General features: G+C 65.6%; 14 protein-coding genes and 1 tRNA gene. 5 read left to right on the plus strand and 10 right to left on the minus strand.

The features are described 5' to 3' along the window. The first annotated feature begins 79 nt into the window (after window positions 1–79). From ACUJB0_RS24635 to ACUJB0_RS24650, 4 genes are read left to right on the plus strand one after another with little or no spacing between them, the layout of a single operon-like run. Window positions 80–457: a LiaF transmembrane domain-containing protein gene (locus ACUJB0_RS24635; protein ID WP_161090660.1), complete on the plus strand. Its 378-nt coding sequence runs from the start codon at window positions 80–82 to the stop codon at window positions 455–457. Continuing rightward, window positions 454–1,161, plus strand: coding sequence for a LiaF transmembrane domain-containing protein (locus ACUJB0_RS24640; protein WP_444847525.1), 708 nt, complete (start codon window positions 454–456; stop codon window positions 1,159–1,161). Before ACUJB0_RS24635 ends, ACUJB0_RS24640 begins: the two co-directional genes overlap by 4 nt. 3 nt (window positions 1,162–1,164) lie before the next feature. Beyond that, the gene (locus ACUJB0_RS24645) at window positions 1,165–2,244 is read left to right on the plus strand and encodes a sensor histidine kinase (protein WP_444847526.1); all 1,080 of its coding nucleotides are present in this window, start codon (window positions 1,165–1,167) and stop codon (window positions 2,242–2,244) included. A gap of 3 nt (window positions 2,245–2,247) precedes the next feature. Further along, window positions 2,248–2,985: a LytR/AlgR family response regulator transcription factor gene (locus tag ACUJB0_RS24650; RefSeq protein WP_444847527.1), complete on the plus strand. Its 738-nt coding sequence runs from the start codon at window positions 2,248–2,250 to the stop codon at window positions 2,983–2,985. Here the strand turns inward: ACUJB0_RS24650 and ACUJB0_RS24655 are convergent. The 9 genes from ACUJB0_RS24655 to ACUJB0_RS24695 all read right to left on the minus strand — a co-directional run bounded on the left by ACUJB0_RS24655 (window position 2,975) and on the right by ACUJB0_RS24695 (window position 13,050). After that, on the minus strand, window positions 2,975–3,175 hold the full coding sequence (locus ACUJB0_RS24655) for a hypothetical protein (RefSeq protein ID WP_161090664.1): 201 nt from the start codon (window positions 3,173–3,175) through the stop codon (window positions 2,975–2,977). The genes ACUJB0_RS24650 and ACUJB0_RS24655 overlap by 11 nt on opposite strands. A gap of 138 nt (window positions 3,176–3,313) precedes the next feature. Beyond that, window positions 3,314–5,650, minus strand: coding sequence for an ATP-dependent DNA helicase (locus ACUJB0_RS24660; RefSeq protein ID WP_444847528.1), 2,337 nt, complete (start codon window positions 5,648–5,650; stop codon window positions 3,314–3,316). Further along, window positions 5,647–7,287 (minus strand): VRR-NUC domain-containing protein, encoded by a 1,641-nt coding sequence (locus ACUJB0_RS24665; protein ID WP_444847529.1) that lies wholly within the window; start codon window positions 7,285–7,287, stop codon window positions 5,647–5,649. The genes ACUJB0_RS24660 and ACUJB0_RS24665 overlap by 4 nt, the downstream gene beginning before the upstream one ends. Before the next feature lie 121 nt (window positions 7,288–7,408). Beyond that, window positions 7,409–7,972, minus strand: coding sequence for a phasin family protein (locus ACUJB0_RS24670; protein ID WP_444847530.1), 564 nt, complete (start codon window positions 7,970–7,972; stop codon window positions 7,409–7,411). A gap of 68 nt (window positions 7,973–8,040) precedes the next feature. After that, entirely contained in the window at window positions 8,041–8,244 is a 204-nt protein-coding gene (locus tag ACUJB0_RS24675; RefSeq protein ID WP_444847531.1) for a hypothetical protein, read from the minus strand. Between the two features lie 15 nt (window positions 8,245–8,259). Beyond that, window positions 8,260–8,904 carry a DUF3800 domain-containing protein gene (locus ACUJB0_RS24680; protein WP_444847532.1) on the minus strand — a complete coding sequence of 215 codons (645 nt, stop codon included), beginning with the start codon at window positions 8,902–8,904 and terminating at the stop codon, window positions 8,260–8,262. A gap of 192 nt (window positions 8,905–9,096) precedes the next feature. Beyond that, window positions 9,097–10,218, minus strand: coding sequence for a GGDEF domain-containing protein (locus ACUJB0_RS24685; RefSeq protein ID WP_444847533.1), 1,122 nt, complete (start codon window positions 10,216–10,218; stop codon window positions 9,097–9,099). Between the two features lie 133 nt (window positions 10,219–10,351). Continuing rightward, window positions 10,352–12,550, minus strand: coding sequence for an ATP-binding protein (locus tag ACUJB0_RS24690; RefSeq protein WP_444847534.1), 2,199 nt, complete (start codon window positions 12,548–12,550; stop codon window positions 10,352–10,354). A gap of 80 nt (window positions 12,551–12,630) precedes the next feature. Next, window positions 12,631–13,050, minus strand: coding sequence for a winged helix-turn-helix transcriptional regulator (locus ACUJB0_RS24695; RefSeq protein WP_444847535.1), 420 nt, complete (start codon window positions 13,048–13,050; stop codon window positions 12,631–12,633). 128 nt (window positions 13,051–13,178) lie between these two features. On the opposite strand from ACUJB0_RS24695, the gene ACUJB0_RS24700 reads away from it, so the two are divergent. Beyond that, window positions 13,179–14,027 carry an SDR family oxidoreductase gene (locus tag ACUJB0_RS24700; RefSeq protein WP_444847536.1) on the plus strand — a complete coding sequence of 283 codons (849 nt, stop codon included), beginning with the start codon at window positions 13,179–13,181 and terminating at the stop codon, window positions 14,025–14,027. 55 nt (window positions 14,028–14,082) lie between these two features. Here the strand turns inward: ACUJB0_RS24700 and ACUJB0_RS24705 are convergent. Further along, a tRNA-Leu gene (locus ACUJB0_RS24705) sits at window positions 14,083–14,167 on the minus strand. Window positions 14,168–14,261 lie beyond the last annotated feature (94 nt).

Raw genomic sequence — 14,261 nt, forward strand, 5'->3', positions numbered from 1 at the left:
TCCGCCGTTCGCCGAATAGCGGTTTCCCCGCCCGCGGTTCCCCGGTATCGTTACATCCATACCGACTTTGGGGACTGACATGAGTATTCACACCGCTTACCGCTGGCGCCAGCAAATGGTCTGGGGCATGGCGCTGGTCATCGCCGGCACCGTGCTGCTGCTGGACCGCGCCGACATCATCGAACTGGACTTCAACCCCTTGAACTTCTGGCGCTGGTGGCCTTGGCTGCTGGTCATCTCCGGCGTCACCAAGATCATTCCGCCGACCACGCCGCGCTACTTCCTCAACGGCCTGTGGGAGATCTTCCTGGCCGGCTGGTGGTACGTCTCCTTCAACCACATCTGGGGCCTGGGCTTCGGCGAGACCTGGCCCGCGCTGGTGGTCGCCTGCGGCATCGGCCTGGTGCTGCGTCCTTTGCTGGAAAATATCTCCGCCTCGATCAAGGAGCAGAAATGAGCTCGAAACGTCAACGCGATCCCGCCTCGCAACTGGTCGTCGGCGTGGCCGTCGTCATCATCGGCATGGTGTTCCTGCTCGATAACCTGGGCTGGCTGGACCTGGACTTCACGCTGCACCTGTGGCCCACCGCGCTGATCTTCTTCGGCATCCTGAAGGTGGTGCAGACCCGCACCACGTCCGGCGCCGTGGTCGGCGGCGCGCTGATACTGGTCGGCTGCCTGATCCTGCTGAAGGAGACCGGCTTCATCGACATCGCCTGGCGTTCGCTGTGGCCCTTGATACTGATCGCCGCCGGCCTGTCGGTGATGTTCAAGTCCACCACCGGCCGCTCCTTCTTCGAGCCGCGCGCCGACATGCTGGACAAGACCAGCGACGATTCGGTCGTCAACATCACGGCTATCATGGGCGGCTTCAAGCGCCGCATCACGTCGCCGGACTTCCGCGGCGGCGAGATCACCACGGTGATGGGCGGCTGCGACCTGGACCTGCGTCAATGCTCGATCAACGGCGAGGCGGTGCTGAACGTGTTCTCGATGTTCGGCGGGATCACCATCAAGGTGCCGGTCGACTGGACCGTGGTCCTGGAAGGCACGCCGATCATGGGCGGCTTCGAGGAGAAGACCGTGCCGCCTCCAACGCCGGCCAAGCGCCTGGTCGTGCGTGGCTACGCCATCATGGGCGGCCTGGAAGTGCGTAACTAAAGCATGCAGGAGATTTCCTCCAGCCGGCGCGGCATCGTCATCTACCTGCTGGTGTGGCTGTTCCTCGGGATCGCGCTGGGCGGCGTGATCTCGCTGGCGGGCGACGCGCCGCTGGCCAACGCCATGGCGTTCGCGATTCCACTGAACCTGCTGTACGCGTTCGCCGCCGGCTATTCGGCCTACTACGTGTGCCGCGCCTATCCGCTGGGCGGCAAGCGGCCGGCCGCCACAGCGCTGGTGCTGACGGTGGCGGCGGCGGTGTCGGGCTTCCTGTGGCTGGCGGTGGGGCGCGCCTGGAACGGCGCCTGCCAGATGCTGGGTGTGTCGTGGGCCGGCATAGCTTTCAGCCCGCAGTTGTCGGCGCTGATCGTCGGCCTGGGCATCCTGCTGTACGGTTTCGCGGCGGCGGTGCACTACCTGGTGATCGAGTTCGTGCGCGCCAAGAGCGCCGAACAGCGCGAGCTGGAATCGCTGCTGATGGCGCAGGAGGCCGAGCTGCGCATGCTGCGCACGCAGATCGATCCGCACTTCCTGTTCAACAGCCTCAATTCGATCAGCGCGCTGACCTCGCAGGACCCGAAGGCGGCGCGCCGCATGACGCTGGAACTGGCCAGCTTCTTCCGCCAGAGCCTGGGCATGGAGGCGCACAAGAAAGTCACGCTGGACGAGGAGATGCGCTTGATACGCCACTTCCTGGCGATCGAACAGGTGCGCTTCGGCGCGCGATTGCAGGTGGAGGAGCAGGTCGAGGCGGAAGCCGCCGCCTGCCTGGTGCCGCCGATGATCATCCAGCCGCTGGTGGAGAACGCCGTCAAGCACGGCATCTGCAACATGCCGGACGGCGGCACGATACGGGTGACGGCGCGCCGCGCCGGTTCGATGCTGCACATCCGCGTCGACAATCCGGTGGACCCGGACATGTCGGGCCTCCGCAGCGAGGGCCACGGCATCGGCCTGACCAATGTGCGCCAGCGTTTGTCCGGCGCCTACAAGCACGAAGCCAGCATCCACTGGGGACGTCACGAAAACAGCTTTGGCGTGGACATCGCGATGCCCGCGCAAACAGGCGAAGAAGGAGAGTAGAGCATGCGTATCATCATCGTCGACGATGAAATGCTGGCGCGCGGCGTCGTGCGCGAGTACCTGGCCGAGCACCCGGATGTGGAGGTGGTGGCCGAATGCGCCAACGGCTTCGAGGCCGTCAAGGCCATCACCGAGCTGGCGCCGGACCTGGTGTTCCTGGACATACAGATGCCCAAGCTGGACGGCTTCGAGGTGGCCGAGCTGGCGGGTCGCAAGACGCGCTACATCTTCGCCACCGCCTACGACCAGTACGCGATCAAGGCCTTCGAGTTCCACGCGCTCGACTACCTGCTGAAGCCCTTCAGCCAGCAGCGCTTCGACCAAGCGCTGGCCCACGCGCGCGCCAACCTGGGCAAGGGCGACGGCGACGCCGCCGTCGAGAACATGGTGCGCGAGGCGGCCTCCCGCAACAAGCCGCTCGGCCGCGTGCTGATACGCGACGGCGCCAAGGTCCACGTCATCAACAGCGACAAGATCGAGGTCATCGAGGCGCAGGACGACTACGTGCAGATCCGCTCGGAGGGCAAGTCCTACCTGAAGAACCAGCGCATGGCGGAGCTGGAGGCGCAGCTGGACGCCGAACAGTTCCTGCGCATTCACCGCTCGTGGATCGTCAACATCGCCTGCGTCGACCGCATCGAACAGGCCACCAAGGACAGCTACGTCGCCATCCTCAAGGACGGCGGCAAGGTTCCGGTCAGCCGCAGCGGTTACCAGAAGATCCGCGCGGTCATCCAGTAGTCAGCTGGCGCGCCGCTTGCGGGTCGGAGGCGCGCCGCTGGCCGGTGCTGGACAGCACCCTCAGGATGGTCGATTGCGGCACGTCGAGCGCGCTGAGGTAGGCCCACGCATGGGCGGCACCGACGGTGGCGTCGATGAGGATGGCGTGTTGGATCGCGATGGCCAGGCGCGTATTTTCCCGTAATCTCATGTCATCATTTCTGAAAACCTAAGGCTCACGGAGTCTGGGTGAGTCGACAATCACCTGCCATACGCGCAGTTGCGGGGCGCGCGGAATACCAGTCAGCCCAATATAGCAGACATGTTTGCGACTGTTGATTGCATATCGCTATGGACGGACAAGCGCTGATTCGATGCGCCACCAGGCCGGCATCAGCTGCTGGATCTCCGGGCGGCCGAAGCGGTCGTCGATCAGGTAGACGGTGCCGCGGTCCGATTGCGTGCGGATCACGCGGCCGGCCGCCTGCACCACCTTCTGCAGGCCGGGGTAGGTGTAGGTGTAGTCGTAGCCGGCGCCGAAGATGGCGTCCATGCGTTGGCGGATCTGCTCGTTGACGGGATTGATCTGCGGCAGGCCCAGCGTGGCGACGAAGGCGCCGATCAGGCGCGCGCCGGGCAGGTCCACGCCCTCGCCGAAGGAACCGCCCAGCACCGCGAAACCGATGCCCGCGCTGTCGAGCGTGAAGCGGGCCAGGAACTGCGCGCGTTCCGTCTCGTCCATGCGGCGCGACTGGCGCCACACCGGCACCTCGGGGTAGTGTTCGGCGAACTGGTTGGCGGCCTTTTCCATGTAGTCGAAGCTGCTGAAGAAGGCCAGGTAGTTGCCGGGCTGGCGGCGGTACTGCTCGCCCATCAGCTCGGCGATCGGGCGCAGCGATTGCTGGCGGTGCTGGTAGCGCGTGGAGATGTGCGCGGCCACCTGCACCGACAGCTGCTCGGCCACGAACGGCGATTCGACATCGATCCAGGCCGTGGTGTCGGGCATGCCGAGCATGTCGCCGAAGTAATTCCACGGACTGAGCGTGGCCGAGAACAGCGCCGTGGTGTGCGTGCTTTCGAAGCGCGGCTTGAGGAAGGGCGCCGGCACGATGTTGCGGATGCAGAGCACGGAGTTGGAATGGCTGGCGCGCGCGCCTTCGGATTTTTCGATGTCAAACAGCGCGTGGTCGCCGAAGCTTTCGGCCAGCCGCGTGAACAGCAGCGCGTTGAAATAGAACTCCTGCAGGTCGGCGTCGACGTACGACGGGTGCTCGGCCATGTAGTCGCCGATGGCGGTGGCGGCCGTCTGCAGCGCGCCCATGAATTTTTCCGGCAGCGTGGCGTGCGACTGGTACTCGGCCGTCTGGTCCTTCTCCAACTGGTTCCATTGGCGGTGTACGCGGTCGAGCGGTTTCTTGAGTTCCTCCGGCACCGCCTTGCGCAGCAGGCGCAGAGTGGCGTGCTCCATGTCGGCCGAGTACATCTTGCGGGCGCGCGAGACCATGTTGTGCGCCTCGTCCACCAGCACGTTGACCTTCCAGTCGTTCAGCAGCGTCAGGCTGTGCAGCATGGCGCTGAGGTCGAAGTAGTAGTTGTAGTCGCCGATGACGATGTCGCACCAGCGCGCCATCTCGCTGCTCAGGTAGTAGGGGCAGACGTCGTGCGCCAGCGCGACGGCGCGCAGCGTGTCGCGGTCCAGCGCGAGCAGGGTGGCGCCGACGTCGGTACCTGAATCGGACGCGGGCGGCAGCATGATGTCCAGCGCGGCCTGGCGCGCGGCCGGCAGGCGGTCGTAGAAGCCCTTGGCCAACGGGCAGGAATCGCCGTGGCAGGCCTTGTCCGGGTTGACGCAGGCGGTGCTCTTGGACGCCATCTCCAGCGTGCGCAGCGGCAGCAGCGGCGCGCCCGCGCGGATCACTTCGACCGCGTCCAGCGCCATCTGCCGGCCCGAGGTTTTCGCGGCCAGGAAGAACACTTTGTCGACGCCATGCTCGGCGCTGGCTTTCAGCATCGGGAACAGGCTGCCGACGGTCTTGCCGATGCCGGTCGGCGCTTGCGCCAGCAGGCACACGCCGCGCTTGCTGGCCTTGTACATGGCTTCGGCCAGCTGGCGCTGGCCGGGGCGGAAGTCGCCGTGCGGGAAGCGCATCGCCTTCAGCTGCGCGTCGCGTTCGGCGCGGTGCGCCAGCTCCTGCTGCGCCCACTGCAGGAACAGCGTGCATTGCTGCTCGAACCAGGCTTGCAGGCTGGCGGCCGTATGCGTCTCCTGCAGCACGGTTTCCTTCTGGCTGCCGATGTCGAAGTAGACCAACGCCAGGTTGACCTTGTCCAGTCCCTGATCCTGGCACAGCAGGTGGCCGTAGACCTTGACCTGCGCCCAGTGCAGCTGGCGCTGGTTGTCCGGCATCTTCTTCAGGTCGCCGCGATAGGTCTTGATTTCCTCGATGCGGTTGGCGCGCGCATCGTAGCCGTCGGCGCGGCCGCGCACGCGCAGCGGGCCGAAATCGCCGGACAGCGCAAGCTCGGTCTGGTAATCGTCGCCGCGCCGCGACGTCACGACGGCGTGGCCGGCGATGCCTTCCTGCGCGGTGGGCGAGGGCGTGAAGCGCAGGTCGAGGTCGCCGGTCTTGGCGGTGAACTCGCACAGCGCGCGCACGGCGATGGTGTACTGCGGCTGCGCGCTCATGCCGCCCATTGCAGGTAGCAGACCGAGATCGGCATGTCGTGCGTGGCGCAGTAGTCGATCCAGCGCAGCTGGTTGTCCTGCAGGCGGTCGCCGGGGCCTTTCACCTCGATCATGTTGTAGCGGCGCTCGGCCGGCCAGAATTGGATCAGGTCCGGGAAGCCGCTGCGGTTGGCCTTGATGTCGGCCAGGATGCGCTCGAAGGCGCGCTTCAGGTGCAGGGCCGGGATGCAGTCCAGCGCCAGGTCGAGCAGCGCCGGGTCCAGCGCCTCCCAGTACAGGAAGGGCGACTGGATGCCAGCCTTGGCGGCGAAGTTGGCGCGTATCGTGGCGCGGTACTGGTCGCCGTCCAGCTGGGCCAGCGCGGCGGCGAACTGCTGCGCGCGGCGGCGCTGGAAGTCGGCGCTGTGCAGGTCGGCCGGGCCGCGATGGTAGGGATGGAAGAAGGCGCCGGGTATCGGACTGAACACGGCGTCCCAGCACAGCAGGCCGAACAGCGAATTGATCAGCGCGTTCTCGACGTAGTAGACCGGGGCGTCTTCGCGCGTGAGGTGGTCGCGCACGACGAACTCGACGTAGTTCGGCTCCGGCGGCGGAGGCAGGCTCAGGTCGATGCGTTGCGGTTGCGCGGGCGTTTGCGGCGGCGGCTTGGCGTGGCCCAGCTTGCGCGCCAGGCGCGGCGCCATGCGCAGCAGTTGTTGGCGTTCCGCTTCGCTTTCGGGCGCCAGCAGCGCCGCTTGCAGCAGCTCGAAGGCGGCGCGCGGTTGTTCGTCTTTCTCCAGCACGCGCACGGCGCGCGCGCGGGCGCCGGGATAGTCGCAGCCGGCGTACAGCTGGTGCGCGGCCGGCCAGTCGCCGAGCTTCTCGAGATGCTGGGCGATCTGGAAGGTGAGCTTGTCGCGGCGGCTGCGCAGCCATTCGTTGTCGTCGGGGCAGGGCGGCAGGTCGCGGATCACGTCGGCCGGCGCCTCGCCATCGACGAAGCGCTCGTAGCAGCGGCGCAGCGCCAGGAAGTCGTCGATGTCGCGCCGGCTGCGGAAGCCGCGCGCGGCCGGCGAGAAGTCCACTTTTTCGTACTGGTAGATGCCCAGGTCGGACAGCACGAACTCGGTCCAGTCCTGATGGTAGTTGCCGAAGAAGATGAGGCGCAGGCGGTCGCACAATTCCTGCGTGAGGTTGCGGTAGCAGTGGTCGCCCGAGTCCTGATACCAGTTGGAGTAGCGGTGCTCGCCCTCGTATTGCGCGCGCAGCGCCTCCAGTTGATCGGCCTTGCGCAGCTGGCGCAGATGGGGCGGCAATTGGAAGATCTTGCCGATCTCGGGCTTTTGCAGCAGCTCGAATAACTGTTCCAGGTCAAGTGCCGGGTCTTCCTCGATCAGGCCAAGGGCCGCCAGCGGACGGGCCGCCTCGTGCGTGCTGCCGATTTCCGCGTACACCAGTTTGCTGGCGCGGAACACCGTCCCCTTGCGCATCACCATGCGCACGAACAGCGCGCGCGACGCTTGCGGCAGCGCGGGGAAGGCTGTGATGAAGGCGCGCTCCTCGGCGTTGAGCAAATCGTCGTAGCGCGCGCCTATCCACGTCAGCACCTGATGGAAGTTGTCCAGGTAGTAAAAGGGATTTTCCAGAACTTTGATCATTGCCGGGGATAGCTGCGCGATTAACTGTGTTTATGTACAGTGTATCGCATTTGGCGGCGCACGCCCAGCAAAATAAAAAGCCAGGCGCGCGGGCCTGGCTGGTGGGAGGAGACGGGACAGCTTATTTTTTCGCGGCCTTGGCCGGTTTGGCGGTGTTTTTCTCGACCAGCTCGCTGGCCTTGGCGATCTGCGCTTCGACTGCCTGCACGGCCTGCTTGGTGGCCGCGGTGACTTGTTCGTAGCCGCTGAAGGCGTTGTCGATCGCGGTCTTGACAATCTGCACGGCGTTTTCCGAGCCGGGACGTACGTTCTTGGTGACGTCGTAGATCAGCGCGCTGAGCGTGCTTTTGGCTTCGGTCATGTGGGCGTCGGCGGCGCGGGTGAATTCTTCACGGATCTCGGCGATGATCGTGCCCAGCTGCTGGTTGTAGGCGGCGGCGCCGGCCATGCCCGGCTGGACCTTGGCGGCGGCCAGCGACATCGCGGCTTTCGGGTCGGTGGTCTGGCTGATTTCCTTGCCGGCGGCGAGGCCGTCTTCCAGCTGGCTCTTGGCGGTGGCCATGTTCAGGGCGACAACTTGTTCGACGCCTTGGACGGCTTTGCTGGTCAGGGTGTTGAAGGTTTCGAGCTGAAATTCAAACAGTGCTTTGGTGGCGTTGGCAAATTGTTCGGGATTCGTAAACATACAGTCTCCTCAAGATGATGAAATGTAGCCAGTACTGCCCTGGGGTTGCCCCTGTTAGTGCTGGTCCATTATTTAGCAAGAACCAACTTTTCGCAACGGCTATCTTTATAGGGGCCAGAGTCCTTGACCCAGCCCGGCCCCAGAGGTGTCTGCGAGCAAGCGAGGTAATTGTCGATCTTGCTGCGCCATTTGTACCAGGGCGCCGGGCCGGCGTTCAGGCTGGTGCAGCAGAGGGCCAGTATCAGGCCTGGCATCAATATGCGCTTGTTCATGACCTACTCCATGCATTAGAAGAACAGCTGTTTGACCTGTATGTGCGGCGCCAATATTTCCCAACATGTTGATTTTTTGAATTCATGATGGATCTCAACTACACCTGCGAGCATATCGACAAACTGCAGGTTCAGGCAGGACCTGCTGTCGCGGCTGATGGATTCCAGCTTGGTATCGGCGCCAGCTTCGTACAGCATCATATCGAGGTAATGGTGCAAACAGCTACCATTTTCAACTTTGATCGATCGCGGGTCCGGGATCAATGTGATGTGCCAATGTTTAACCATGTCTTCCAGCAGCAGGAGGCGCAGCATGTAGTTGTAGAGCTTGTTGCTGTCGCTGCAAAAAATGTGATCGACATTTTGTTTTTTAACGACGATGGCCTTGTATGAAATCTGATCGCATGCCTCCCGCAACTTCACCGCGTTTCGCGCAAAGGTCAGGCGGGACGCCGTGGGCATTTCAACCCATTTCTTTTCTCGGTCGATGTTCCAGCGCCCTTCGCGGTAGAGATGTTTGACTTTCCTTGCCGGCAGATGATCCTTTGCTTCGGGCAGCAGCATTGCTGCGATGGTTAAGAATCTGCTGGAACCACCCTGACCGTAAGGACGATCGAATTTCCATCCCAAGTCGCCGCTCTCATCGACATAGATCAGCATGGAGCGGGCTCCGGAATGAAAATGACCCCGGACGGGCGGGGCCATTGAATGGGGTGGCAGCCCCTGAGATCGGCGCGTTCAGAACGCGCTTACGACGCCTTCCCAGCATCGCGATTTCCTCAGGATTTACCTGCTCAAATGGGAGTGTCGACGTTAGCAGCCATTGAGTCAATCGTGTAAATTTGATCGAAATCAAACCAGCTGTCGGGTGCAGACGCGGTTGCGGCCGCCGTTTTTGGCAGCGTACAGCAATTCGTCGGCGGCGGCGATCATGTTGAGGTGGGCGTCGTGCGCCGACGTGGCGAAATCGATGCTGGCCACGCCGAAGCTGGCCGTGATGGCGATCTGCCGCCCCTCGTGCTCGACCGGCGTGTCGGCCAGCGCGTGGCGCAGCCGCTCGGCCAGCAGCGCGCCGCCGTCCAGGTCGGTCTCCGGCAGGATCAGCAGGAATTCCTCGCCGCCGTAGCGCACCACGCTGTCGACGCCGTCGCGCGTCATCGATTGCAGCAGCGCGCCGAAGCGCTGCAGCACGGCGTCGCCGCCGTTGTGGCCGTAGGTGTCGTTGACCGCCTTGAAATGGTCCAGGTCGCTCATGATGACCGTCAGGCACAGCCGGTAGCGCTGGGCGCGGGCGATTTCCGTTTCCAGCAGCTGCTCGTGCAGGTGGCGGCGGTTGTAGCAGCCGGTCAGCGGGTCGCGCACGGACAGGTTTTTCAGCACCATCTGGGCCTTGTATTCGTCGCGCAGCAGCAGCTGGTAGCGGCGTGCCGCCACGTAGCCGAACAGGTTGGTTAGTGTCAGCAGCGCGGCCATGGTGCCCAGCTCGACCCGGCGCAGATCGCCCAACTGCGCGGCCAGCACGATGAAGCCCAGCGTGGCCGGCGCCGCGATCGCGGCCGCGTACAGCAGGCGGTTCGGGATGTAGATGTAGATCACGATGACCACGATGGCCATCGAAATCGCATGCAGCGAGAACTCGGCCGGGCGCAGCGCGGCGATCAGCAGGAAGCCGGCCGCGCCCGCCACTTCCACCACGCTGGCCACGCCGCGCGTGACGGGAATCGAGCCGGGCCGGCGCCGCAGCACGATCAGGCCGCCCAGGGCCACGCCGGCCACCGCCAGCCGCGCGCCCATCAGCATCGTCGTGCGCACGCTGTAGCCCAGCCACGCCATGTCGGAGGCGGCGAAGCACAGGTAAAACAGGGAGCAGAAGATAAAGGTCACGCGCAGCTGCGCCTGCGTCATGGCAAGGTGGTGGCGCTGGAAGGCCCGCTCGGCCGCGGCGTCGCGAAATTCGCAGCGCAGGCTCGCCATGTCCATCTTCTCAGTCTGGGCAGGATGTGGGCGCACTGGATGATCTCCCCGCTGGCTGCCGGCTGGTTGCCGGTCTGCTGCAAGCTATTATACGACCGCAACAATTGCGCGAAAGAAAATTATTGCGGCCGGCTCAACACGGCGCGACGCGCGGCAGCCGCAGGGTGACCGTGGTGCCGGCCTCCGGCGTGCTGACGGTCTCGATGCGTCCGCCCAGCACGCCGGTGACGATGTTGTGCGTAATGTACAGGCCCAGGCCGGAACCGCCGGCGCCGAGCCGGGTGGTGAAGAAGGGATCGTAGATGCGCGACAGGTTGGCGGACGGGATGCCGACGCCGTTGTCGCCGACCGAGACGGCGATCTCGCCGTTGCCGATGTCCTGGGCGCGGATCGTGATGGTGCCCTGCGTGCGGCCCTCGAAAGCGTGCGCGATGCAATTGTCGATCAGGTTTTCCAGCGCCTGGCCCAGCGGGCCGGGATAGCTGTCGAGCTCGAGCCAGTGTTCGATCTCCTCCACCAGTTCCAGTCCGTGCTGCTTGACCTCGGCCTGCCTGGCCTGCAGCAGTTGCGCCACCAGGTCGCCCAGCACGAAGTGGCTGCGCTGCGAGCTGGTGTTGTCGACCGCGATGCGGCGGAAGCCATCCACCAGCGCGGCCGCGCGCTTCAGGTTGCGCAGCACGACATCGTCGGCATCGGCGGCCTGTTGCAGATACTCGGCCAGCACCGAGCGCCGCAGGCCGCCGTCCAGGTCGCGCCGCAGCGCCTCCGTGCGTTCGCTCATGCTGCCGGCCATGGTCAGGCAGTTGCCGATCGGCGTGTTCAGCTCGTGGGCCACGCCGGCCACCAGCGCGCCCAGCGCGGCCAGCTTGTCGCGCCGCACCAGCTCCTCCTGCGTCATGCTGAGGTTCTCCAGCGCGGTCGACAGTTCCTCGTTGGCGTGCTCGGCGTCCTCCTTGGCCCGCTGCAGCTCGGCGGTGCGCGCCTGCACCAGCTCTTCCAGATGTTCGCGGTGGCGCAGCAGCTCGGCCTCGCGCCGGGTGCTGGCGATGGCGATGCCGGCCAGGTGGGTGGCGGCCTTGATCAGCTGGCGGTCCTCGTTGGTCGGGCTGCGCGATTCGAGGTAGTACATGGCGAAGCTGCCCAGCACGGTGCCGGGATCGAGCAGGATCGGCATGGCCCAGCAGGCGCGCAGGCCGTATTGCAGGGCCGTCTCCTTGTAGGGTGCCCACAGCGGATCGTTGAGGATGTCGCTGACCACCACGGTCTCCTTGCGGTGCACGGCGGTCCCGCAGGAGCCGGCGACCGGGCCCGACGGCAGGCCGTCGACGGTTGCCAGGTACTCGGCCGGCAGGCTGGGGGCGGCGGCCACCTGCAGCGTGACGCCGTCCGGCGCCACCAGCATCACCGAGCACAGCACCGGCGGCGCCTGGGCCTCGATCAGGCGCGCCAGCTGGTCCAGCGTGTCCTTCAGCGGCGCGCCGCGTGCGATCATTTCCAGCACCAGGTTCTTGCCGTCGCGGAGTTCCTCGGCCCGCTTGCGGCTGCTGACATCGACGATGCGTACGTGCATCACCCGGTGTTCGGGCGTGTTCAGCGGCACCATGCGCAGTTCGCACGCCACCAGGCGGCCGGAACTGTGCCGCACCGTCAGCTCGTACACCTGCACGCCGCCCGCCATCACCCGGTCGACATAGCCGGCGAACGCCTCGGACGAGGCGCGGCCGTCCGGCTGGCGCGGCGGGCACAGGTCCGGCAGCCTGGCCTGCAGCAGCTCGGTTTCGGTCATGCCGAACAGCAGGCGGGTGGCGCGGTTGACGTCCAGCACGCGGTTGCTGCCGCGCTGCATCAGCAGGATGGCGTCCGGCGAGCCGGCCAGCATCTGGTGGTAGTTCACTTCCAGCGTCGCCATGGTCGGCAGGCCGTCCGGCGCCGGCGCCGGCGTGATCGCCTTCAGTTGCAGCAGGATTTTTTCAGCCAGGTCCTCGGTGGGGAAGGACAGCGGCAGGTAGGCGCTGACGCCGGCTTCGCGGGCGCGCTCGCGTTCGTCGGGCGAGGGCGTGGATGACAACAGGAACAGCGGCAGCTTGCCGCCGCAGGCGTCGCGCAGGCGCCCGCACAATTCCAGGCGCGCGCTGCCGGCCAGCGCCACGTCCAGCAGCGCCAGGGCGACCTTGCCGCCGGCGGCCAGCGCCAGGGCCTCGTCGCCGCGCCGCACCTGCTCGACCGCCAGGCCGTGCGGGGCCAGCATGGTCCTGAGTGTGGCGAGATCGTAGTTCGTGTTGGTGGCTATCAACACGACGTTCGGCTGGTCGGGAGGTGACGGCTGCATCATGGGTAAGGGGATCCGCTCCGCAGTACTTGGTGCAGCCAGTGTCACAGGATGGACGTTCCCGGTCAAGCCTTTCAGGAGGACTAGGCCGCGGCCAGGGCGGCGGCCTCCTGCGCCTGCTGGATCAGCGGGAAGTTGTCTTCGATCCAGTCGACCAGCACCTCCAGCCGTTCGGCCGCCTGGCGACCCAGCGGCGTCAGGCTGTACTCCACGTGCGGCGGCACCACCTGCTGCGCCACCCGCAGCACCAGGCCGTCCGTGGCCAGCGCGTCCAGCGTCTGCGCCAGCATCTTCTCACTGACGCCGCCGATCTCCCGGCGCAGCTGGCTGAAGCGGTGGGTGCCGTCCAGCAGCACTACCAGCACCAGCACGCCCCAGCGGCTGGTGATGTGGCCCAGCACGGCGCGCGACGGGCATTCCGCCGCCAGCACGTGGGCGCGCGGATCACCTTGGTTGCTGGCCAGCACCTTGCGCAGCGAGCGGCTTGATTTGACTTGGTTCATCTGGGCTTCCTCCGGTTGGATGGGGTACTTACCATTTTGTGCGTACTTACAATTAGTAAGTGTAGACCCTATCATAGCATCAACCGCGCGGAAACCTCCCCGTGGCAGCCTGTTCAAAGGAGAAAAACATGATTATCGTTACTGGTGCAAGTGGCCAACTGGGCCGTCTGGTGATCGCCCGCCTGCTGAAAACCGTTCCTGCCGCGCAGATCGTCGCCGCTGTGCGCGACGTCGCCAAGGTGGCCGACCTGGCCGCGCAAGGCGTGCAGGTGCGGCGCGCCGACTATGCCGATCCGGCCTCGCTGGACGCCGCCTTCCAGGGCGCCACCAAGGTGCTGCTGATCTCGTCGAGCGAGCTGGGCCAGCGTGGCCCGCAGCACCGCAACGTCGTCGACGCCGCCGTGCGCGCCAAGGCTGGCCTTATTGCCTACACCAGCGTGCTGCATGCGGACACGTCGCCGCTGGCGCTGGCCGCCGAGCACCGCGAGACCGAGGCGGCCGTGCGCGCCTCCGGCTTGCCGTACACCCTGCTGCGCAATGGCTGGTATGTCGAGAACTACACGGGTGGCCTGGGCGCGGCGCTGGCGCATGGCGCTCTGGCCGGCGGCGCCGGTGAAGGGCGCATCTCGGCGGCGGCCCGCGCCGACTACGCCGACGCGGCGGCGGCCGTGCTGACCAGCAGCGGACCGGTGCAGCAGGTGTACGAGCTGGCGGGCGACCAGGCATTCACGCTGGGCGAGCTGGCGGCGGAAGTGTCGCGCCAGTCGGGCAAGCAGATCCCTTTCCACAACCTGCCGCAGCAGGATTACCGTGAGATGCTGGTCAGTGTGGGCCTGCCGGCGCCGCTGGCCGACCTGATCGCCGATTCGGATGCGCAGGCCGCCAAGGGCGCGCTGTACGATGGCAGCGGCACGCTGGGCAAGTTGATCGGCCATCCGACCATCTCGCTGGCGGACGCCGTCAAAGCGGCGCTGTAATGAAAAAAGCCTCCATCTGCTTTTCAGCTCGATGGAGGCTTCTTGCGGAATTCTGTGGTGCCCACGGAGGGACTCGAACCCCCACACCTTGCGGCACATGGACCTGAACCATGCGCGTCTACCAATTCCGCCACGTGGGCACTGTTACTGCTTTTCTGTCGCGTGTTCTGCAACAGAGGCCCGAATCTTAAAGGAGGGCGGCTACCCCGTCAATAGAGATTTCGTGCTTTATTG

The organism is Duganella caerulea (assembly GCF_040362985.1).
In the GTDB taxonomy this organism is placed as follows: Bacteria; Pseudomonadota; Gammaproteobacteria; order Burkholderiales; family Burkholderiaceae_D; genus Rugamonas; species Rugamonas vulcania.

Excerpts from the sequence above, each read along its gene's own strand:
- ACUJB0_RS24635 (WP_161090660.1), top strand. The coding sequence starts at position 80 with ATGAGTATTCACACCGCTTACCGCTGGCGCCAGCAAATGGTCTGGGGC.
- ACUJB0_RS24640 (WP_444847525.1), top strand. The coding sequence starts at position 454 with ATGAGCTCGAAACGTCAACGCGATCCCGCCTCGCAACTGGTCGTCGGC.
- ACUJB0_RS24645 (WP_444847526.1), top strand. The coding sequence starts at position 1,165 with ATGCAGGAGATTTCCTCCAGCCGGCGCGGCATCGTCATCTACCTGCTG.
- ACUJB0_RS24650 (WP_444847527.1), top strand. The coding sequence starts at position 2,248 with ATGCGTATCATCATCGTCGACGATGAAATGCTGGCGCGCGGCGTCGTG.
- ACUJB0_RS24655 (WP_161090664.1), bottom strand. The coding sequence starts at position 3,175 with ATGAGATTACGGGAAAATACGCGCCTGGCCATCGCGATCCAACACGCC.
- ACUJB0_RS24660 (WP_444847528.1), bottom strand. The coding sequence starts at position 5,650 with ATGAGCGCGCAGCCGCAGTACACCATCGCCGTGCGCGCGCTGTGCGAG.
- ACUJB0_RS24665 (WP_444847529.1), bottom strand. The coding sequence starts at position 7,287 with ATGATCAAAGTTCTGGAAAATCCCTTTTACTACCTGGACAACTTCCAT.
- ACUJB0_RS24670 (WP_444847530.1), bottom strand. The coding sequence starts at position 7,972 with ATGTTTACGAATCCCGAACAATTTGCCAACGCCACCAAAGCACTGTTT.
- ACUJB0_RS24675 (WP_444847531.1), bottom strand. The coding sequence starts at position 8,244 with ATGAACAAGCGCATATTGATGCCAGGCCTGATACTGGCCCTCTGCTGC.
- ACUJB0_RS24680 (WP_444847532.1), bottom strand. The coding sequence starts at position 8,904 with ATGCTGATCTATGTCGATGAGAGCGGCGACTTGGGATGGAAATTCGAT.
- ACUJB0_RS24685 (WP_444847533.1), bottom strand. The coding sequence starts at position 10,218 with ATGGCGAGCCTGCGCTGCGAATTTCGCGACGCCGCGGCCGAGCGGGCC.
- ACUJB0_RS24690 (WP_444847534.1), bottom strand. The coding sequence starts at position 12,550 with ATGATGCAGCCGTCACCTCCCGACCAGCCGAACGTCGTGTTGATAGCC.
- ACUJB0_RS24695 (WP_444847535.1), bottom strand. The coding sequence starts at position 13,050 with ATGAACCAAGTCAAATCAAGCCGCTCGCTGCGCAAGGTGCTGGCCAGC.
- ACUJB0_RS24700 (WP_444847536.1), top strand. The coding sequence starts at position 13,179 with ATGATTATCGTTACTGGTGCAAGTGGCCAACTGGGCCGTCTGGTGATC.